The organism is Streptomyces sp. NPDC058240 (assembly GCF_042882135.1).
Lineage (GTDB): Bacteria > Actinomycetota > Actinomycetes > Streptomycetales > Streptomycetaceae > Streptomyces.
Window position 1 is genome coordinate 13,396 of record NZ_JBHVWT010000029.1, and the last position, 20,520, is coordinate 33,915.

At 69.6% G+C, this 20,520-nt stretch carries 19 protein-coding genes and 2 pseudogenes; 14 read left to right on the plus strand and 7 right to left on the minus strand.

All coding sequences use genetic code 11. The features are described 5' to 3' along the window. Positions 1-10: 10 nt before the first annotated feature. The 5 genes from ACFVX4_RS30540 to ACFVX4_RS30560 all read left to right on the plus strand — a co-directional run bounded on the left by ACFVX4_RS30540 (position 11) and on the right by ACFVX4_RS30560 (position 7,117). Positions 11-1,765 (plus strand): glycoside hydrolase family 35 protein, encoded by a 1,755-nt coding sequence (locus ACFVX4_RS30540; RefSeq protein WP_389983253.1) that lies wholly within the window; start codon positions 11-13, stop codon positions 1,763-1,765. Positions 1,766-1,821: 56 nt separating this feature from the next. Beyond that, entirely contained in the window at positions 1,822-2,160 is a 339-nt protein-coding gene (locus tag ACFVX4_RS30545; RefSeq protein ID WP_389983256.1) for a hypothetical protein, read from the plus strand. Positions 2,161-2,238: 78 nt separating this feature from the next. Further along, positions 2,239-5,280 (plus strand): alpha-mannosidase, encoded by a 3,042-nt coding sequence (locus ACFVX4_RS30550; protein ID WP_389983259.1) that lies wholly within the window; start codon positions 2,239-2,241, stop codon positions 5,278-5,280. Positions 5,281-5,364: 84 nt separating this feature from the next. After that, on the plus strand, positions 5,365-6,036 hold the full coding sequence (locus ACFVX4_RS30555) for an HAD family hydrolase (protein ID WP_389983262.1): 672 nt from the start codon (positions 5,365-5,367) through the stop codon (positions 6,034-6,036). A 187-nt stretch (positions 6,037-6,223) separates the two neighbouring features. Further along, positions 6,224-7,117, plus strand: coding sequence for an aldo/keto reductase (locus ACFVX4_RS30560; protein WP_389983265.1), 894 nt, complete (start codon positions 6,224-6,226; stop codon positions 7,115-7,117). Positions 7,118-7,183: 66 nt separating this feature from the next. Here the strand turns inward: ACFVX4_RS30560 and ACFVX4_RS30565 are convergent, their stop codons facing one another. From ACFVX4_RS30565 to ACFVX4_RS30575, 3 genes are all read right to left on the minus strand, one after another. Continuing rightward, a complete protein-coding gene (locus ACFVX4_RS30565) occupies positions 7,184-8,203 on the minus strand; it encodes a proline racemase family protein (RefSeq protein WP_389983267.1) in 1,020 nt (339 codons plus the stop codon). Between the two features lie 336 nt (positions 8,204-8,539). Further along, positions 8,540-8,863 (minus strand): hypothetical protein, encoded by a 324-nt coding sequence (locus ACFVX4_RS30570; RefSeq protein ID WP_389983270.1) that lies wholly within the window; start codon positions 8,861-8,863, stop codon positions 8,540-8,542. Between the two features lie 331 nt (positions 8,864-9,194). Further along, entirely contained in the window at positions 9,195-9,422 is a 228-nt protein-coding gene (locus ACFVX4_RS30575; RefSeq protein WP_389983273.1) for a hypothetical protein, read from the minus strand. A 23-nt stretch (positions 9,423-9,445) separates the two neighbouring features. Here ACFVX4_RS30575 and ACFVX4_RS30580 point away from each other — a divergent pair, with 23 nt between their 5' ends. Beyond that, complete coding sequence (locus tag ACFVX4_RS30580) at positions 9,446-9,667, plus strand: hypothetical protein (protein WP_389983275.1); 222 nt, start codon at positions 9,446-9,448, stop codon at positions 9,665-9,667. A 44-nt stretch (positions 9,668-9,711) separates the two neighbouring features. On the opposite strand, the gene ACFVX4_RS30585 is transcribed toward ACFVX4_RS30580, so the two are convergent. Beyond that, positions 9,712-10,053 carry a hypothetical protein gene (locus ACFVX4_RS30585; protein WP_389983278.1) on the minus strand — a complete coding sequence of 114 codons (342 nt, stop codon included), beginning with the start codon at positions 10,051-10,053 and terminating at the stop codon, positions 9,712-9,714. A gap of 73 nt (positions 10,054-10,126) precedes the next feature. On the opposite strand from ACFVX4_RS30585, the gene ACFVX4_RS30590 reads away from it, so the two are divergent. Further along, positions 10,127-10,675, plus strand: a complete 549-nt coding sequence (locus tag ACFVX4_RS30590; RefSeq protein ID WP_389983281.1) for a dinucleotide-binding protein — start codon at positions 10,127-10,129, stop codon at positions 10,673-10,675. A gap of 217 nt (positions 10,676-10,892) precedes the next feature. Here the strand turns inward: ACFVX4_RS30590 and ACFVX4_RS30595 are convergent. Then, positions 10,893-11,332, minus strand: a pseudogene (locus tag ACFVX4_RS30595) (cupin domain-containing protein). 31 nt (positions 11,333-11,363) lie between these two features. After that, positions 11,364-11,777: pseudogene (locus tag ACFVX4_RS30600) on the minus strand (hypothetical protein). 298 nt (positions 11,778-12,075) lie between these two features. Between ACFVX4_RS30600 and ACFVX4_RS30605 the strand changes: the two are divergent. Beyond that, on the plus strand, positions 12,076-13,752 hold the full coding sequence (locus ACFVX4_RS30605) for an FAD-dependent oxidoreductase (protein ID WP_389983285.1): 1,677 nt from the start codon (positions 12,076-12,078) through the stop codon (positions 13,750-13,752). A 17-nt stretch (positions 13,753-13,769) separates the two neighbouring features. Here the strand turns inward: ACFVX4_RS30605 and ACFVX4_RS30610 are convergent, their stop codons facing one another. Next, the gene (locus ACFVX4_RS30610; RefSeq protein WP_389983379.1) at positions 13,770-14,831 is read right to left on the minus strand and encodes a transposase; all 1,062 of its coding nucleotides are present in this window, start codon (positions 14,829-14,831) and stop codon (positions 13,770-13,772) included. 397 nt (positions 14,832-15,228) lie between these two features. Here ACFVX4_RS30610 and ACFVX4_RS30615 point away from each other — a divergent pair, with 397 nt between their 5' ends. The 6 genes from ACFVX4_RS30615 to ACFVX4_RS30640 all read left to right on the plus strand — a co-directional run bounded on the left by ACFVX4_RS30615 (position 15,229) and on the right by ACFVX4_RS30640 (position 20,413). Next, positions 15,229-16,692 (plus strand): ATP-binding protein, encoded by a 1,464-nt coding sequence (locus ACFVX4_RS30615; RefSeq protein ID WP_389983288.1) that lies wholly within the window; start codon positions 15,229-15,231, stop codon positions 16,690-16,692. Next, complete coding sequence (locus tag ACFVX4_RS30620; protein WP_389983291.1) at positions 16,689-17,042, plus strand: UBP-type zinc finger domain-containing protein; 354 nt, start codon at positions 16,689-16,691, stop codon at positions 17,040-17,042. Before ACFVX4_RS30615 ends, ACFVX4_RS30620 begins: the two co-directional genes overlap by 4 nt. 60 nt (positions 17,043-17,102) lie before the next feature. Next, positions 17,103-17,264 carry a hypothetical protein gene (locus ACFVX4_RS30625; protein ID WP_389983294.1) on the plus strand — a complete coding sequence of 54 codons (162 nt, stop codon included), beginning with the start codon at positions 17,103-17,105 and terminating at the stop codon, positions 17,262-17,264. A 365-nt stretch (positions 17,265-17,629) separates the two neighbouring features. Further along, the gene (locus ACFVX4_RS30630; protein WP_389983297.1) at positions 17,630-19,597 is read left to right on the plus strand and encodes a sensor histidine kinase; all 1,968 of its coding nucleotides are present in this window, start codon (positions 17,630-17,632) and stop codon (positions 19,595-19,597) included. A 7-nt stretch (positions 19,598-19,604) separates the two neighbouring features. Next, positions 19,605-20,039 carry a roadblock/LC7 domain-containing protein gene (locus tag ACFVX4_RS30635; RefSeq protein WP_389983300.1) on the plus strand — a complete coding sequence of 145 codons (435 nt, stop codon included), beginning with the start codon at positions 19,605-19,607 and terminating at the stop codon, positions 20,037-20,039. 2 nt (positions 20,040-20,041) lie between these two features. After that, a complete protein-coding gene (locus tag ACFVX4_RS30640) occupies positions 20,042-20,413 on the plus strand; it encodes a DUF742 domain-containing protein (protein WP_266429834.1) in 372 nt (123 codons plus the stop codon). The last annotated feature ends 107 nt before the right edge of the window (positions 20,414-20,520 follow it).

Consider the following 20,520-nt stretch of genomic DNA (forward strand, 5'->3'; position numbering starts at 1 on the left):
GACCACGGCCATGCCACGACTCGAGGTTGCCGCAGACGGCTTCCGTCTCGACGACCGACCGCTGCGAATCATCTCCGGCGGGCTGCACTACTTCCGGATCCATCCGGAACAGTGGGCCGACCGGCTTCGCAAGGCGCGCCTGATGGGACTGAACACGATCGAGACCTACGTCCCATGGAATCTCCACTCGCCCCATCCGGGTGAGTTCCGGCTGGACGCAGGTCTCGATCTTCCCCGGTTCCTCGATCTGGCCGCCGCCGAAGACCTGCACGTACTGCTCCGCCCCGGCCCGTACATCTGCGCCGAGTGGGAGGGCGGCGGCCTGCCCTCCTGGTTGCTCGCCGACGAGGACATCGAACTGCGCAGCCGCGACCCGCGCTACCTGAAGGCGGTGGACGACTACCTCGCTGCCCTGCTGCCGCCCGTCCTTCCTTACCTCTCCACTCGTGGCGGCCCGATCCTCGCTGTGCAACTGGAGAACGAATACGGCGCGTACGGCGACGACTCCGGCTACCTGGAGGATCTGGCGGAGCTGCTGCACCGGCACGGAGTCGACGTACCGCTGTTCACCTGCGACCAGCCCTCCGACCTGGAGCGCGGCGGCCTCGACGGCGTCCTGCGCACCGTCAATCTCGGCAGCCGGGTGGACACCGGTCTCGCCGAACTGCGCACGCATCAGCCGTCCGGGCCGCTGATGTGCAGCGAGTTCTGGATCGGCTGGTTCGACCGCTGGGGCGGCACCCATGTCACCCGCAGCACGGCCGACGCCGCGGCGGACCTCGACCGGCTGCTCGCGGCCGGCGCCTCGGTCAACATCTACATGTTCCACGGCGGTACCAACTTCGGATTCACCAACGGCGCCAACGACAAGGGCACGTACCGCCCCACCGTCACGTCGTACGATTACGACGCGCCGCTGGACGAGGCCGGCGATCCCGCCCCCAAATACGCCGCCTTCCGCGAGGTCATCGCCCGGCACGAATCCGTCCCCGAGGAGCCGGTACCCGCACCCGCACCCAAGCTTGCCCCGGCCGCCGTGGAACTCACCGCATGCGCCGGCCTCCTGGACCAGTGCGAGCGGCTCGGCAGCGCGGTGCACGCCGACCGCCCGCAGGCCATGGAACAGCTCGGCCAGTCCTTCGGATTCGTCCTGTACGAGACGGCGCTCCCGGCGGCCGGGCCGACCGTCCTCCGCATCGCCGAGGTGCACGACCGTGCCCAGGTCTTCGTCGACGGCCAGCCGGTCGGCGTCCTGGAACGCGAGAACCATGAGCACGCCCTCGCCTTCCACACCCCCCGGCGCGGTGCACAACTGGCCGTGCTGGTGGAGAACCAGGGCAGGGTCAATTACGGGCAGGGCATGCACGACCGCAAGGGACTGCTCGGCGAGGTCTCCATCAACACACTGGCGCCGGAGAGCTGGTACAGCCGGCCGCTGCCTCTCGACGATCCGGGCCGGCTTTCCTTCACCGCGTTCGAGCCCGCCTCGCCCCCGGTCGGCCCCACGTTCCACCGTGGGCACCTGGACATCGAGCAGCCGGCCGACGGCTGGATCGCCCTGGACGGCTGGACCAAGGGCCACGTCTGGATCAACGGCTTCGCACTCGGCCGGTACTGGTCCCGAGGACCGCAGACCACTCTCTACGTCCCCGCACCGATCCTGAACGCCGGCCGGAACGAGATCACGGTCCTCGAACTGCACGGCGCCACCACCCGCACGGTGGAACTGCGGGGCACTCCCGATCTGGGCCCCGTCGAGGACTGACGTCCGTGACACCGGACGACAGGCCTCGGCCAGTTGGACCGACCGGCCACGCCGACATGAACCTCCAGAAGGACCGAGAATGCCCCAGCGCCCATGACATCGCCGGCACGGCCGGATCCCCGGCGAACTGGTGGAGAGAAGTCGTCATCTACCAGGTGCGGGCGCACCCTGGGCTCGGCGCCGGAGACGCCGTCGAATGGACCGAAGCGCCTGCGGGCGTACTCGTCTTCTGCCGCCAGGGCTTCGTCTGCACGATGAACACCAGCGATGAGGCGGTACGCATCCCCGCCCCCGGGCGTCTGCTGCTCGCCAGCTCCCCGGTCGGCCCCACCAACGGCTCCCACGGCGCGAGCTTCGAGCTGGACGCGAACGCCACGGTCTGGTGGACGGTCTGACGCCCCGTTCCCACACCGCTCCGGTCGGCTGGCCGACCGCAAGAAGATCACCGTCCTCCACCGACGACAGAGGATTCCATGCACAGCAAGCGACGCCTCACCGAGCAGCGGCTCGACCGGGTGCTGAACCAGCGCATCCGGCCCGCGGTCCACGCCCGTACCGTCCCGGTCGAGATCGCGATCTGGAGCGTGCCGGGCGAGCCGGTCCCCGTGGCCGACGGCCTGGCCGCACCGTACGAACCCGTGGCGCTCGGGCACCGGTGGGGGCCGCCCTGGTCCACGAGCTGGTTCAGGATCAGCGGCAGGGTTCCGCAGGAGTGGGCCGGCCTGCGGGTCGAGGCGGTCATCGACCTCGGCTTCAACGTCACCGGCGCGGGCTTCTCCGCCGAGGGCCTGGTCTACCGGGCGGACGGCAGCGTGGTGAAAGCCCTCAACCCCCGCAACGCCTATATTCCGGTCGCCGACCCGGCGGTCGGCGGCGAGGAGTTCACCTACTACGTCGAGGCCGCCGCCAACCCCAACCTGGTCGACGACCACATCCCGTCGCGGACCGGGGACCAGCCCTCCTGGATGACGGGCGCCGGCTCCGAGAGCGCGCCTTTGTACCAGCTGCTCCGAGTGGAGTTGGCGGTCTTCGACGCACAGGTGTGGGAACTCGCCCAGGACCTGGACGTCCTCGGGGGGCTCATGCGCGAACTGCCCGAGGCCGACCCGCGCCGCTGGCAGCTCCTGCACTCCATCGAGCGGGCCCTGGACGAAGTCGACCTGCAGGACATCGCCGGCAGCGCCACCGCCGCCCGCGAGGTGCTGCGCCCGGCGTTCGCCGCCCCCGCGGCCGCGAGCGCCCACCGCATGTCCGCCGTCGGACATGCCCACATCGACACCGCCTGGCTGTGGCCGCTGCGCGAGACCATCCGCAAGGTCGCCAGGACGCTCTCCAACGTCACCCATCTCATGGACGAACACCCGGGCTTCCTCTTCGCCATGTCCCAGGCCCAGCAGTTGGCCTGGCTCAAGGAGCACCGCCCCGAGGTCTACGCCCGGGTCCAGGAGAAGGCGGAGAAGGGGCAGTTCCTGCCTGTCGGCAGCCTGTGGGTGGAACCCGACACCAACATCACCGGCGGTGAGGCCCTCGTCCGGCAGCTGACCCATGGGAAGCGCTTCTACCTCGACGAGTTCGGCGTCGAGACCGAGGAGATGTGGCTGCCCGACACCTTCGGGTACAACGCGGCCATGCCGCAGCTGATGAAACTGGCGGGAATCCGGTGGTTCCTCACTCAGAAGATCTCCTGGAACACCACCAACAAGTTCCCGCACCACACCTTCTGGTGGGAGGGCATCGACGGCACCAGGATCTTCAGCCACTTCCCGCCGGTCGACACCTACAACGCCGAGATCACCGGCGCCGAACTCGCCCATGCCGTCGGCAACTTCCAGGACAAGGAAGCAGCCAACAGCTCGCTGCTCCCATTCGGCTACGGAGACGGCGGCGGTGGCCCCACCCGGGAGATGCTGGCCCGGACCGAGCGTCTCGTCGACCTGGAGGGCTCGGCCAGGGTCGTCATCGAGAGCCCCGCGGACTTCTTCGAGCGGGCACACGCCGAATACCCCGACGCGCCGGTGTGGCAGGGGGAGCTGTACCTGGAGTTCCACCGCGGCACACTGACCAGCCAGCTGAGGACCAAGCAGGGCAACCGGCGCAGCGAGCACCTGCTGCGAGAGGCCGAGCTGTGGTCGGCGACCGCCACCTTGCGCGCCGGATTCGCGTACCCTTACCAGGCCCTGGACCGGCTGTGGAAGACGGTCCTGCTGCACCAGTTCCACGACATCCTGCCCGGCTCCTCCATCGCCTGGGTTCACCGGGAGGCGGAGCAGACCTACGCCGCCGCCACCGCCGAGCTGTGCGCGATCACGGACGCCGCCCAGCGCGCACTGGCCGGCGAAGGCGATCTGCCGGTTGTCTTCAACGCCGCTCCGTTCGCCCGCGACGGTGTCCCCGCCCTCGGCGCCACGCTCCGCACCCGGCCGCCGGGCAGGCCTGTCGCCCCGGTCCCCTGCGGGGACGGTTTCACGCTGGACAACGGCCTGGTCCGCGTCCGGATCGATGCCCAGGGCCTGGTGACCTCGGCGTACGACATCGCGGCCGAACGCGAAGCGCTGGCCCCCGGCGCCGCCGCCAACCTCCTCCAACTGCACCAGGACTTCCCCAACGAGTACGACGCCTGGGACATCGACGCCTTCTACCGCAACACCGTTCGCAACCTCCTCGACGCCGACTCGGTCGGGACACAGGAAGGCGGTGTCCTGATCGTGCGGACCTTCGGTGACTCCCGCATCGAACAGCTGGTCTCCCTGTCCGAAGGTTCCCGACGTCTGGACATCGACACCGAGATCGACTGGCACGAGAAGGAGAAGCTCCTCAAGGCATCCTTCCCGCTCGACGTGCGGGCCGACCACTCCAGCGCGGAGATCCCCTTCGGACACGTCCGGCGCCCCACCCACACCAACACCAGCTGGGACGCCGCCAAGTTCGAGATCTGCGCCCACCGCTTCCTGCACCTCGGCGAACGGGGGTGGGGCGCGGCCGTGGTCAACGACTCGACCTACGGGCACGAGGTCACCCGGGACGTCCGCGCAGACGGCGGCACCACCACCACCGTCCGGCTCTCCCTGCTCCGCGCTCCCCGCTTCCCCGACCCGGATGCCGACCAGGGCCACCACCGCCTTCGATACGGGTTCGTCATCGGCGCCGACATCGCCGACGCCGTCCGCGAGGGCTACGCGTTCAATCAGCCCGAGCGCAGCCTCCTCGGCTCGGCCGAGGTCGAGCCGCTCGTCACCGCGGACAACGAGACCGTTGTCATCGAAGTGGTCAAACTCGCCGACGATCGCTCCGGCGACATCGTCGTACGCCTCTACGAGGCATGCGGGGGACGCACCCGAACCGTCCTGACCGCCGGATTCCCTCTGACCTCCGCGGTCGAGACCGATCTGCTGGAGCGTGAACTCGACCCCCGCGGGAACACGGACGTGGTACAAGCGGACGGCCGAACAGTGCACCTGGCACTGCGCCCGTTCCAGATCCTCACCCTCCGGCTGAGGCCCCGGAAGAGTGACTGACCGAGGCTCTCCAGGAATGGAACCCCGGAGCCACCGACCTTACGAGTGATCAATCAAGCCATGACCAAAGAAGGTAGGACCGCCGTGCCTGTACCTCCTGCCGCTGTCCTGTTCGACATGGACGGCACGCTGGTCGACACCGAGATTCTCTGGCTCCGGACCACGGCCGATCTCGCCGCCCGTCTGGGCCACACCCTCACCGAGGAGGACCTGCCCGAGGTGCTCGGCCGCGCTGTCGACCACACCGCTGCCCACCTGTGCCGCATCACCCGGACCGGCTTCACTGCGAATGCCTTGGCCGAGATTCTCAGCGACACGTTCAGCAGCAAGGTCGCCGCCGAGGTCGTCCCCCGGCCCGGCGCACTGGCGCTGCTCGCCGAACTGAGCGACGCCGCCGTGCCTACCGCGCTGGTCTCGGCCTCCCCTCGCCGCGTAGTGGACCTGGTCCTCGGCAGCCTCGGTGATCACTGGTTCACCGTCACTCTCGCCGCCGAGGACACCGAGCGCACCAAGCCCGACCCCGCCCCCTACCTGGCCGCCGCCGATCGACTCGGGTTGGACCCTGCGGCCTGCGTGGCCGTCGAGGACACTCCGACCGGGGTCGCCTCCGCGCGCGCGGCCGGCTGCTCGGTACTGGCCGTCCCCTCCACTGTGCCGATCGCCAAGGCCGACCGGATCACCTTGCTGGACAGCCTCGAACAGGCCGACCTGGCGTTGCTGTCCACGCTGACTGTGCCGACGACGCCGACCGCCTGACGCCGCTTCCTCGGTTTGCTCGGCGTCCTCGCAACCGCCGCCAGACCTTCGGGACTGCCGTTCCGAAGCCGTGATCCACCTTTGAGCGATCGAGCCACCGCGCGGACGCGGAAACTCGGTGGCAGCGGCGGACCTACGGGTGGTGTAGTCGGCCGGACTGCTTCAACTCGCCTATCAGGAGTGCGAATTGTCAGACATATTCCGATTCGGTGAGGATCTGCCGGTGCGGCGGCTCGGCCTCGGCACCATGGGACTGACGGGCCCGGGGGCGTGGGGTGAGCCCGCCGACCGGGACCGGGCGGTTCGGCTGCTGCGCCGGGCGGTGGAGCTGGGGGTCGATCTCGTAGACACCGCCGACTCGTACGGGCCGTATGTCAGCGAGGATCTGATCGCCCAGGCGCTGTACCCCTACCCGGACGGGCTGGTGATCTCCACGAAGGGCGGCCTGACCCGGCAGGGCCCCGGCCGGTGGCAGGCAGTGGGACGGCCGGAGTACCTGCGTCAGTGCGTCGAGATGAGCTTGCGCCGCCTGCGCCTGGAGCGCATCGACCTCTATCACCTGCACCGCATCGACCCGCAGGTGCCGCTCGCGGAGCAGCTCGGTGTTCTCGGCCAGCTGCGTGCCGAGGGAAAGATCCGGCACATCGGCCTGTCGGAGGTCGAGGTGGACGATATCGTCCGCGCCCGCGAACTGGTGCCCGTCGCCAGTGTCCAGAACATCTTCAGCCTCACCCGGCAGCGCTACCGCGACACCCTCGACCACTGCACCCATGAGGGCATCGGCTTCATCCCGTTCTTCCCGCTGGGCAGGGGTGAACTCACTCGCTCTGGCGGACCGTTGGGATCATTCGCCGCAGTCAGGGGCACGTCGCCTGCCCAACTGGCCCTCGCCTGGCTGCTGCACCAGTCGCCGAACGTGGTACCGATCCCGGGCGCCTCCACCAGGGCCCACCTGGAGCAGAACCTCGGCGCGGCACACCTCGCTCTCACTCCTGCCGAACTAGTCGAACTCGGCGCCCACTGTTCCGACACCCCTGCTCGACCGCCCCATGAGCCGGGCGCCCGTACATGCAAGGGGTGACGAATCTCTGATTCTTGGCCCGGGCCCCGACCGGGTACCCGTCCCAGAAGCCGATCGGCGGGGCGGCTAGCGCAGGACGAAGCCGGTGCCGAGGTCGTCCGCGGGATTGAGCTCGAAGCGGTGCTCGCCGGTCCGGTATGCCTTCCCCGTGACCTCCGCAACGACGGCGGGGTAGCCGTCGACGGCCAACTCCGCGACGATCCGCGCGTGGAAGCGGGTGTCGACGATCGAGTCGTGGACGAGGATCTGGCCTGGCTTGAGGTGACCGGTCGCTGCGAGCACGGCGACGCGGGAGCAGGTGCCGGAGCCGCATGGGGAACGGTCGACCTGGCCGTCGGCGAAAACGGTGACGTTGCGCTGGTGCGGGTTGCCGTCCTCGTCGATACCGAGGTCGTCGTACAGGATGGTGCCGTAGATGCCGCTGAGGCGGTCGTCGACGGGGTGACGGGCGTGCTCGCTGTCGTTCAGCGCCCATTTGACCTCGCGTCCGATCGCGATGAGGTCGGAGTAGTGCTCGGGGGTGACGGCCAGTCCCACGCTGGCTGCGTCCAGATGCGCGTAGATGGCGCCGCCGTAGGCGACATCGACGACGACGTCCCCGCAGGACGTGGCGACGGTGACGCGTTCGGCGAGCCGGTAGCTGGGGACGTTGACGAAGTCGACGCCGGTGATCTGTTCGTCGGCGGTGTGCACGCGCAGAGTGACCCGGCCTGAGGGCACGTCGATGACGACTGCGGTGATGTCGGAGGGGTCGCGGGCGACGCGGCCGGTCTGCACGGCCCAGACGGCGAGCGCGATCGAGCCGTGGCCGCAGGCTGTTGAGAAGCCGTCCTTGTGCCAGAACAGCACGCCGAAGTGAGCGCCCTCGTCGTCGGGCGGGGTGATGAATCCGCCGTACATGTCGGCGTGTCCGCGGGGTTCGAAGCACAGCAGCTTGCGCAGGTTGTCCACGTCGGGGTTGCCGATGGCGTGCATACGTCGTTCGGCGACGGTGGCCCCTTCGATGGCGACCGGCGGTTCGGGAACGATGCGGAACGGTTCACCGCCGGTGTGATAGTCGGTGGTGAGTACCTGATGGATGGTCATGAGGTCCTCCGCAGAGCTGGAGAGGGCAGGGTGTGAGGCGGTCAGAACCGGCCGGCGTCGACGAACTCCGCCAGTCCGGGATCGCGTGAGGTTGAGGATCAAGGCGAGCACGGCGGAGAAGAACACAGCGAACCTGGTGCGGGTGACAATGCTGCCAGCCCGCGAACCGGGCCATCCACGCCTCGACCTCGTCTGCCGACAGGTTCTCGTGACCGTCCTCGGTGACAACCAGGGCGCCCTCGATCAGGACGCTGATGCCGCGCCACCCCTCGGGCAAAGTGAGGTCGTTCGGATGGGCCGACGCCGCTTCCTCGCCGAGTCGGAGCTCGTGCTCGGTCAGCCCGGCCAGGACGTCCGTACGGCGGCCGATGACCTGACCGCCGCCTCCGGTGCGCCGACCGGGATCGTCCTCGGTCTCGACCCGTCGGTGAATCCGCGCGCGGTGGAGTCCACGGCCTTGCGGAGTTCGGCGATCTCCCAGTCGTCCTTGACGAAGCGGAGACCGCTGAGCGCCTCTTCGAGTTCGGCGTCACGTTCCTCCTCGGTGGTGACGACGGCCTCCCGGTGCAGCTCGGATACCCTCGCTGCCGCCGTTCGTCGGCGGCTCCCGGACGATATCCCGCACCGGCCGCGCCCGGCGCCCAGGAGTGCCACTGGCACAGATCGGCCACAGCCTTCACCGGAGTCGTCGACAACGAGACTTTCCAACCTGGCGGTTCGACGGCTGCCGACTGCCACCTCTGCCTGCCCGGTCCGTGCCACCGGGTCCGCTACCTCACCGAACTCACCTCGCTGACCCACACCGTCGAAACCCCGCTGCGCCTGATCCCCTGACCACGCCTCGGCCGGGCGTCCGCGGAGACCCGGCCGCGTGGCGCTCGGCCCGCCCGCGGCGTGCGGTGAGCAGCACTACGTGCAGGGTGCGGCCCTTGCACCGCGCACGCGGCAGGTGGGAGCCGCGCCGCCGACTGCGCGGCTCCCACCCGGTCGGTTACTTCCGCACGCCGACCGCGCGGATGATCTCCTGCTTGACTGAGCCGCCCTTGTCGTCGGCGGCCGAGGCCCTTACGGAGATGTACCGCGCGTCGTTCGGCACCCGCACCGAGCCGGCCCAGGCGGCGGACTTGCCGCGTACGCCATCGAGTTCGACGGATGTCCACGTCGCGCCGTCGTCGAAGGAGACCTCCAGCGTGGAGCCGGTGATCCTCCCGGTGTCCAATGCGCCCTTGACATACTCGCCCCTTGCACCGCATCGCGCTCGCCATCGACGCCGCGCGGAACCGGACTTCGTACCAGCTGGCCGCCGGCCAGACGGTGCCGTACGCGAGGATGCGGTCGGCGCTGCGCACACTCGGTCAGGAGGAGGCCACGTTCACGACGTTCGCCATCGGGCGTGTTGTACTTCAGCGATGCCATCGTGAGGCATATCACGCCGCCGCATGCGGCTGTCGGCGTACGAGCTGACGTGCACCCGCAGGCAGAAGCTCACGTGCAGAGGCAGGCGGGGATCACTCGCTCCGATGCGGTCTCCCGTGTGTGGCATCGAGCACCAGAGCCAGCAGCCGCTCGGGCTGTTCCGCGTCCTCGCGGCGAGCCGTGGACAGTGCGATCCCGACGACGAGTTGGACCAGGTCGTCGGCAGTCAGGTCGGCGCGGGCCGTTCCCCGCTGCTGAGCCCGGGTGAGCAGACTGGCTGCCGCGTCCAGGATCAGCTGATGACAGTCGAGACCTGGCGCGTCGGGCTCCTCGATCATCAGGGCGCTGCCCATGCCCTGGTTGACGCGGGCATGGGCCAGGAGCGCGCGCAGCCAGTGCTCCAGGGCATCGTCGGCGGATTCCGAGGAGAGCAACGCTTTCGCCCGCCCGCACAGGGACTCAATCCGGTCTCTGAAAAGAGGCCGAGTTCCTACGTGGGGAGTTGGGATGAAGATCACCGTTGTGGAACGAGGACGCGTTGGAGGCGGCCTGGCCAGTCTGTGGGAGAAGGCCGGCCACGAGGTGACGGGTCTTGGCCGCGACGGCGGCGACGCGGCCGGTGCCGACGTCCTGGTGATCGCGGTACCGGGCCCGGAGGTCGCCGATGCGCTGGCCCAGGTGTCCGGGCTGGCCGGACAGGTGACCATCGACGCCTGCAACCTCTACGGGCCGCGGGACGACTCCTTCCCCTCGCTGTCCCACCAGGTGAAGTCGATCGTCGGCGGTCCGACCGCGAAGTCGTTCTTGACGAACTTCGCCGCGATGTACGACCGGATCGAGGCGCAGCGCGTTCGCCCGAGCAATCTTTTCGCCGCCGAAGCGGCCGCGCGGGAGACAGCCGAACAGCTGATCCGGGATGTTGGCTACGACCCCGTCTTCGTCGGTGACCTTGATCCGGGCGCCCGCCTGCTCGAAGACAGTTCGGCACTCACCCGTGCGCTGGCCGGACAGCTGGGCCCCTTCTTCTACCGCTACGGACCTCCCGGCGAGCTGTGAACCGCCACCGACTGTCACACTCGCCCAAGGAGCAAGCCGCCCGAGATCGGTGACGCCGTGGCGTACCACCGTCAACGCGGTTCAACCGCGAGTACCGCAGCGCCTACGGCCCGCCTCCCGGACAGGACGCGGCCCGGCTCCGCTCCCGGCTCATCCCGGCTTCCACAAGTCGTTGACAGGCCAAGGGCGGGCCCTGGGGAAAGCACTGCGGTCTCGTTCAAGCCCTTGGAGCTCGCAGGTGTTGACGTCGGGCCAGCTCCTCGTCGTCGACCAGAGTGAGCATGGGCTGACCGGGCGCACACAGCATGGTGACGAGGAATCGGCTCCAGGAGTCCGTCCGGTTGTTGCCGTCCTGGTAGTGGATGACATCGCCACCTGGCTCCCAGAATGTCTCCCCGGCCCTGATCACCCGCTCGGGCTCGCCTTCCAGCTCGAAGACCATCTCCCCTCCAGCATGTAGCCGAAGGCGGGTCCCGAGTGCCGGTGGGGAGGGGTGCCAGGATCACCGGGAGGGAATTCGACGAGAACCGTCATCGCCTCTGCCCCCTCCGGAACGAGCGATGGTTTCGCCGACTGCAGCACGGTGAGCGCCGTCTTCCACGCTTCCGAGCGTGGCCGGCTCCCGGCGCCGCCCGCCGTCGGTTCATTGTTCGCCATGGGTGAGGCCTCCTCCGGCAGGCGGGCTGGGTCAGGAGAGCCAGTCCGTGTAGTGCGTGGGGGCGATACAGGCGTCGCCCATGGTGGTGAGAACGTCGCCGCTGACAGCGGCGAGCATGCCGGCGGTGACGACGCTGCGACCGTCGGGACGGGCGTTAAGGGTGATCCGTCCGAGGTCGTCGAGGAGGAAGACGTCGGACCCGCCGACGTTGAGAGTGCCGTTCAGGGGGTACCCGCGGCGACTTCGGCGACGGCGTCGGAGACGTCCTGGGCGCCGATCGGTTGGATCGGGGTGGCGGGCAGACGGACGACGTCACCCTCAGTGGTCTACGAACAGGACCGCGGCGACGAACTCCAGCGGCACGGCCTCGTGCCCTGCCGCGTTCAGCTTCTTCACGACCTGCGATCCGATCAGGCCCGTACCGCCGACCACTGAGAACTTCATCGGTTGCCTTTCATCACATACTGCTGGGTCCTGCCCCCAGCCTGCGACGGCTTGTTGCGCGGCGCACGCGGGCCGTGCCCGGCCAGTCGGCGCCCCCGTGACGTACCCGTGCTGCTGAGCTCTGAGGCGGCACACCAGGTGGTGCTCTGGCTCGGCAGCGCTCTGCCACCGTCAGGTCACCCAGGCCGCACGGGCCGTAGCAGCCGATGCAGTCCGGCTCGATCGAACATACGATGGTCGGGAGCGTGCTCGGGCAGCTCGTCGTGCTGGCCGTCGGAAGCGCGTAGGGCGGAGGAGTATGGCACAGGCCACCGACGCAACGCGGACCGTCATCCTGACAGTGGACGACGACCCGGGAGTCTCCCGCGCCATCGCCCGCGACCTGCGGCGCCACTACGGCGGCGGCTACCGGATCGTACGTGCCGAGTCCGGCGAATCCGCGCTGGAGGCGCTGCGCGAGCTGAAGCTGCGCGGCGACCTGGTGGCCGTGATCCTCGCCGACTACCGGATGCCGCAGATGAACGGCATCGAGTTCCTCGAACAGGCCCTCGGTGTGTACCCGGGGGCGCGGCGCGTGCTGCTGACCGCCTACGCCGACACCGACGCTGCCATCGACGCGATCAACGTCGTCGACCTCGACCACTATCTCCTCAAGCCTTGGGACCCGCCCGAGGAGAAGCTCTACCCGGTCCTGGACGATCTCCTCACGGCCTGGCGGTCCAGCGACTACCGGCCGGTACCCACCACCAAGGTGGTCGGGCACCGCTGGTCCGCCCCCTCCTCGCGGGCGCGCGAATTCCTCGCCCGCAACCAGGTGCCGTACCGCTGGTACTCCTCCGACGAACCGGAGGGACAGAGGCTTCTGGCGGCGGCCGGGGCCGACGGCCGACGGCTCCCCCTGGTTATCACGTCGGACAGTACCGCGCTGATCGAGCCGGAGCCGACCGAACTGGCCGCCCACGTGGGGCTCGCGACCACGCCGACCGCCGCGTTCTACGACCTCGTCATCATCGGCGGCGGCCCGGCCGGACTCGGCTCGGCGGTGTACGGGGCCTCCGAGGGACTGCGGACCGTACTGGTCGAGCGGTCGGCGACCGGCGGACAGGCCGGCCAGAGTTCCCGCATCGAGAACTACCTCGGCTTCCCGGACGGCGTGTCCGGTGCGCAGCTGACCGATCGTGCCCGCCGCCAGGCGAGCCGCTTCGGTGCCGAGATCCTCACCGCTCGCGAGGTCACGGGGCTGGAGGTGAACGGTTCGGCGCGCGTCGTACGCTTCTCCGACGGCTCAGCGGTCGCCGCGCACAGCGTCATCCTGGCGACGGGCGTGTCGTACCGGCAGCTGGGGGCGCCGGGATGCGACGAGCTGACCGGCTGCGGGGTGTACTACGGCTCGTCACTCACCGAGGCGTCGTCCTGTGAGGGCCAGGACGTGTTCGTCGTCGGCGGCGCGAATTCCGCCGGGCAGGCGGCGGTGTTCCTGGCTCGGGGCGCGAAGTCGGTGACCATGCTGGTGCGCGGGGAGTCCCTGACAGCGTCGATGTCGTACTACCTGATCCAGCAGGTCGACGAGGCCCCGAACATCACCGTGCGGCCCCGGACCGTCGTCAAGGAGGCGCACGGCGAGGAGCACCTGGAACGGCTGATTTTGCGGGATACCGTGACCGGCGCCACCGAAGTCGTCGATGCCCAGTGGATGTTCGTCTTCATCGGTGCCGCCCCGCTGACCGACTGGCTCGGCGGGACTGTGCTGCGCGACGAGAACGGCTTCATCCTCGCCGGACCGGATTTGACGCCGGACGGGCGCCCCCCTCCCGAATGGGCACTGGACCGGCCGCCTTACTACCTGGAGACCAGCATCCCGGGTGTGTTCGTGGCGGGCGACGCGCGCGCCCGGTCCGCGAAGCGCGTCGCGTCCGCCGTAGGAGAGGGAGCCATGGCCGTGATGCTCGTCCACCGCTTCCTGGAGCAGTCATGAGTTCCCTGAGTCAACCTCTATGCCGCCAAGAGGGTGTCGTCGGCTGTGTTGATCTTCCCGTTGGTCTGATGAATCCCGGGGTCGTAGCAGGCTCCGTCACGCCAGCAGGCCCAGATCACGCGGAGCCAGGCGCGGGCGAGGATGCGGGTGGCGTGGGGGTGGCGCTTCTTGCGGGCCCGCGCGTCGGTGTAGATCTTCGCGGCCCACTGGCTGCCGTGGCGGCTGTTGTCCGCGAAGGTCGTGATCGCGACACGAGCTCTCCGGTTCGTCGCGAAACGGAAGGTCACGGCGTGGGACTTCCCGGAGGCCCGGGTAACGGGGACGACTCCGGTCTCGGCGATGAACTGCTCGCAGGACTCGGCGCGTTCGAGGATCGGACCGATCTCGCCGATGATCTGGCCGAGGTTGACCTTCCCGATGCGGGGCATGGAGGCCAGCAGCGGCGCGTAGGGGTGTGCTTCGACGGCGGTGGTGATCTCGCGGTCCAGCTCGCGGATCGCGGCGCGCATGGCCCGCACGAGCTGGACCTGGACGCGGATGAGCGTGGCGACGGTGGCCTCGCTGAGCCGGGTGGCGGCTGCCGGGGCGGCGCGCAGGCGCTCGATGAGCTGCTTGCCGGTGCGCTTGCCGGAGTAACCGCGCCGTTTGCACCACGCTTCCAGCCTGGCGGGGGTGAGTTTGGCGGCAGCCTGCGGGGTCGGGTAGCTGTCGAGGAAGTGCAGGGCGATGTCGCTGTCGCGGTCGGCGAAGACCGCCTTGCCGCCCGGCCACAGCTGGTCGAGCTGGGCGTCGAACTGGTTAACGGAGGCAATCTTGGCCTCGACGTGGTCGGTGCGCTGGCGGGTGAGGGCCTGCAGCTCCAGGGTCCTGGGGTCGGTCGGGGTCAGCCGTCGCAGCTGGTGGCCGTCGGTGCGCAGGTAGTCGGCGAGCTTGTGACTGTCCCCGGCGTCGGTCTTGGCCTTGGAGGCTCCCCAGCGCGGACGCATGGCGTGGAAGGCGTTCGGGTGCACAGGCACCACCGGGTGGCCGGCGGCCAGCAGCCGGTCCACGACCAGTCCGCGGGTCGTCTCGATCGCCACCGGCAAGTCGGCCGGACTCCCGTGCCGGGCAAGGCGTTTGAGGTCGCCTCGATGCCTTGCTCGGTGTGTGCCAGCTCCCAGCGGTCCACGCGGGTGCCGGAGTTGTCCATGACGCTGACGTCGTGGGTCTCGGTCGCCCAGTCCCATCCGATGAACACGAAAGAAGTACTCCTGTGACGTCGACGGAGCACCTGCCCGGTGGTGAGGTCGTCTGCCGGGAGCTCATTAATCGGCCCTCTGCGGGGCGTGTCCCTGAAGCCGATCAGACGGCCTCGGCCCGGCGGGGCCGGCGTAACTCATGCTGGCCGCCGAACGGCTCGCGCACTTGGCCGTGCACCCACCGGGACCGAGAGGTCACAACCCTACCGAAGAGGGCTGCAGAAGGGATGGTCCTCTAATGAGCGCACAGGTCATGGCCTGCGACCCGCACGAGATCGGCTCGCTGTTCCTCTTTGAGAAGCTCTCCCCGGAGCAGCTCGGACGGCTGTGCTCCGAGGGACGGATGGAACGGTTCGAACCCGGCCCGGTGTACACCGAGGGCGACCCGGCGACCTGCTTCTACGTGATGGTCGAGGGAACCGTCGTACTGTCCCGCCGGGTCGGCGGCGACGATGTGGAGGTCAGCCGGACCTCGCAGCGCGGCGTGTACGCGGGGGCCATGCAGGCATATCTGGGCGACCAGGTCCCGCAGACGTACATCAACTCCATGCGGGTGACCGAACCCACCCGGTTCTTCGTACTGCCCGCACAGTCGTTCGCAGACGTCATGAGGGAATGGTTCCCGATGCCGACGCACCTGCTGGAGGGGCTCTTCTTCGGCTCCAAGAACACCCAGCGGGCCATTGGCCAGCGGGAACACCTGCTGGCGCTCGGAACGTTGTCCGCCGGACTCACCCACGAGCTCAACAATCCGGCCGCGGCCGCCGTCCGCGCCACCGCGGCACTGCGTGAGCGGGTCGGCAGGATGCGGAACAAACTGGCGGTCATCGCCCAGGGCCGCTACTCCCGAGTGGCCCTCGCCGAGCTCATCGAGATCCAGGAACGCACCGCCGAACGCGTCGCCAAGGCACCAATGCTGACCCCTCTGGAGGCGTCCGACCGGGAGGACGAGCTCGCCGGCTGGCTGGAGGATCACGGCATCCCGGAGGGCTGGCGGATCGCGCCGGCCTTCGTCCAAGCCGGGCTGGACACTGATTGGCTGGACCAGGTCGCGGCGACGGTGGGCGAAGGAATCCTGCCGGGGGCGATCGGCTGGCTCAACTACACGGTCGAGACCGAGCTGCTGATGGACGAGATCGACGACTCCACCACCCGCATCTCCCGCCTGGTGGACGCGGCCAAGCAGTACGCGCAGCTCGACCGCGCCCCTCACCAGGACGTCGACGTCCACACACTCCTCGACAGCACGCTGCTGATGCTGTCCGGCAAGATCGGCCCTCGGGTGAGGGTGGTCAAGGACTACGACCGCTCCCTCCCCGAAATACCCGCCTACCCGGCGGAACTCAACCAAGTGTGGACCAACCTCATCGACAACGCGGTGGCCGCCATCGGCAGCACGGGCCACGACGGCACCCTGACGGTCCGCACGGCCAGGGAGGGCGACCGACTGCTCGTGGAGTTCCGCGACACCGGCCCCGGCGTCCCCGAGGACATCCGCAGCCGCATCTTCGACCCCTTCTTCACCACCAAGTCCGTCGGGGAGGGCACCGGCCTCGGCCTCGACATCTGCTGGCGGATCGTCGTCAACAAACACCACGGCAGCCTCCAGGTCGAGTCCGTACCGGGCGACACGCGATTCCAGGTGCTGCTGCCGCTGACCGCCCCCGAGACCGAAACCACAACCACCGAGGAGTCCGTATGACCGACATCGACGGCATCGCGGCGAACGTCCCGCCCAGCACTACCGGCTGCGCGGACTGCGACGCAGTGGGGGGCTGGTGGTTCCACCTCCGGCGCTGCGCGCGGTGCGGCCACATCGGCTGCTGCGACTCGTCACCGGCGCAGCACGCCACCGCGCACTGGAAGTCCTCTGGGCACCCCGTGGTACAGAGCTTCGAGCCGGGTGAGGAGTGGTACTGGAACTACGCCGCCGACGTCCTGTACGAGTCCGGACCCGAACTGGCCCCGCCGACCAGCCACCCGGCCGCCCAGCCGACCCCGGGACCGGCCGACCGTGTCCCGCAGAACTGGCCGGACCTGCTGCATCCCTGAGAACCAGCGGCGGGATGACCAAGATAGGCATATATGCGCCCATCTACGGCTTGAACAAGGGTGCAGGCCCTACCGGTCACCCAACAGCCCGACCGCAGCGCGCCGCTGGAGCGCCGCCCCGCGGGTGCCGCCCGGATCACGGACCTGTCGGCCGATCCGGGCCGGGGCTCCGAGGACGCGGAGGCGGAGGTCGGCCACGCCGAGGTGGCGCCGGCCGCGTAGCGGCGTACGGATCACCCGGGGAACCTTCAGACGGCTCGGCCCGTCCGGCACGACCGGACGGGCCGAGCCGTTTCGTGTGCTCACGGGTTCACTTCGATCGGCCATTCGGGTGTTGGTCGACCAGGCGTCAATGCCGAGTAATCGGTCGACCGTGCGAGAGCTCATACCAGAGCGGGACGGATGGCGGGCAAGTTCGACAACTGCCCGCCGCACTCGCGTGATTGACGACTACCGTGTGTTGCCGGTGATCAACGGTGGGCTCACAACCTTCGAGCCTGCCCGACCGATGAACCGAGCCTGACCGACCACCGTAGGTGCCACCGCATGAACGCCGATTCCAGGTGCTCCACGTACCGAGGACACTGATGTCTCAACTTCGCGCACCCGAAGCGCGACCGGAACGCCGAGAGGGCGGACGGCACGGCCGACCGGGTGCCCGTTCCCACTCGGCCACGGGCAGGCCGCGCGCCGCCCAGCCGTCCCCCGAGGCGCGTATACGCCCCCAACTCCTGCGCACCGCGGTGCTGCCGACCGTCGTAGCGGTACTGAGCGGAGCCGCAGCGGTCATCTTCACCGCCCGCTCCACCGGAGCCCGGCCCTCCACCGAACTCTGGATCGCGCTGGGCGCGGCCGGTGCGCTGGCGCTCGCCGCGGTGCTGGCCGCGTACCTCGCCGCCAACCGCGTCGCCACCACCGTCTTCGGCCGCTGTCTGGCGCTCCGCCGCGCCAGCGCCCAGGGCCAGGCCGAACTGCAACGGGTGGTGGAACAGCTCCGCAACGGCGAACCGGTGCCCGCACGCAGGCCCACCGAGCCCGCCGCTCCGGGCAGCGACGCCTTCGAGCTGCTCGCCCAGGAACTCGGCCGCCAGCAGGAGGTCGCCGTGGCCGCGGTCGTCCAGGCGTCCCGGCTCTCCGACCACTCCGGCGAGGACCAGAAGGTCGAGGTCTTCGTCAATCTCGCCCGCCGGCTCCAGTCGCTCGTGCACCGCGAGATCCAGCTGCTCGACGAGCTGGAGCACGAGGTCGAGGACCCCGATCTGCTCAAGGGCCTCTTCCACGTCGACCATCTCGCCACCCGCATCCGCAGGCACGCCGAGAACCTCGCCGTCCTCGGTGGCGCCGTGTCCCGGCGGCAGTGGAGCAACCCGGTCACCATGACCGAGGTCCTGCGCTCGGCCATCGCCGAGGTCGAGCAGTACCCACGGGTCAAGCTCGTGCCGCCGATCGACGGCACCCTGCGCGGCCACGCCGTGGCGGACGTGATCCATCTGCTGGCCGAACTGGTGGAGAACGCGACCGTGTTCTCCGCCCCGCACACCCAAGTGCTGCTGCGCGCCCAGCAGGTCACCGCCGGACTGGCCCTGGAGGTGGAGGACCGGGGACTCGGCATGCCGGGCAACGAGCAGAAGCGGATGAACGCCCTGCTCGCCGACCCCGACCAGGTCAACGTGGCCCGTCTGCTCCAGGACGGCCGGATCGGGCTGTTCGTCGTCGCGTCACTGGCCCGGCGGCACGGCATCGCGGTCCGGCTGCAGAGCAACATCTACGGAGGCACGCAGGCCGTACTCGTCCTCCCGCAGTCCCTGCTGGGCGTGGACGGGGACGCCCCGGCCGCGGAAGGCGCGGCCCCGGTCCCGCCCCCGGGTCCCGTACACCGTCCACCGGCCGAGGACGGGAGGGGCGGCCACCACAAGCCGAATCCCGGCCCGAACCCGAGCCTGAACCCCGGTCCGAGCGCCTCACCGGCTCCGCAGACGAGCACCGGCCGTCAGCCGTACGTCCCCAGCCAACCGCTGCGCCTGCATCAACCGCCCCAGCAGGCACAAGGCCAGGGCGAGGCTCCGCCGCTGCCGTTGCGGGCCGAGCGACTCGACCGCCCCACCCCGGCCGAGGCCCGCCCCGGAATCCGGCCCACGGACGACGTCCCCGACGCACTCCACTCCGAGCCCGGAGTCGTACGCGGCACCATGGGCCGGCCCCAACTGCCCAGGCGCGCCCATCAGGAGCACCTGGTCCCGCAGCTCAGGGAGGCACCGGCCCCGCGCATCGAGGACGAACAGGCCCTGCACGACCCGGGACTCATGGCGGCCTTCCGACGAGGCATCGAACTCGCCGAGGCCCGCAGCGAATCCGAGGCCGACACCGCCCCGGAACCGGACACGGGCCTCGAAGCGGCGGCGGCCCCGCAGTCCTGGCAGCCCCGGGCCCCGCTCGAACCGCTGCCGGTACGCGGGCTCACCGCGACCGTCGCCCCGTACCCCTCGGGCCCGGTCCCGGATCCGGACGCGGCCCCGGCCGACGACCCCCTCGAAACGAACACCTCCAAGGAGTAGATGCACCATGGCGACCGATATGCCCTCCGGTCAGGTCTCGGACCTCGACTGGCTGCTGAGCGGACTGGTCCAGCGTGTCCCGTACACACGCAGCGCGGTCCTCCTCTCCGCCGACGGGCTGGTGAAATCCCTTCATGGCATGGACGCCGACAGCGCCGACCACATGGCGGCGCTGGCAGCCGGCCTGTACTCGCTCGGCCGCAGCGCGGGCGCGCGCTTCGGCGACAGCGGTGACGTACGGCAGGTGGTGGTCGAGCTCGACTCGACCCTGCTGTTCGTCTCCACCGCCGGGTCCGGCACCTGCCTCGCCGTGCTCGCCGGACGCGAGGCGGATGCGGCGGTGCTCGGCTACGAGATGACCATGCTGGTCAAGAGCGTCCGGCCCTACCTGATGACGCCTGTGAGACAAGCGGCCGGGACCCCCGGCGCCACGGGGCTGTGAGGGTGTCGGTCCCGCAGGACGGGCCGCTGCTCGACGACGCGGCCGGCCGGCTCATCCGCCCGTACACCGTGAGCAACGGTCGTACCCGTCCTACGACCGTGCTCGATCTGCTCTCCCTGGTCATGGCCACGGGGACCGAGCCGCAGATGCATCTCGGTCCCGAGCACTCCGTCGCGCTGGGGCTGTGCGGCGGTCCCACCTCGGTGGCCGAGATCGCCGCCCATCTGAGGTTGCCCGCAGTCGTCACCAAGGTGCTCGTCTCCGACCTGGTCGACTGCGGGGCCGTGACCGCGCATCCGCCCGCCTTCCATGACATGCCCACCGACCGATCTCTGCTGGAGGCAGTGCTCGATGGCTTACGACGACAGCTCTGACGGCTTCGGCAGCTCCGCCGCGTACGAGAACAACGCAAGCTCCGAAGGTTTCGGAAGCCACGGAAGCCATGGCCGTTCCGAGAGCTACGGGAGCCCGGAGAGCTACG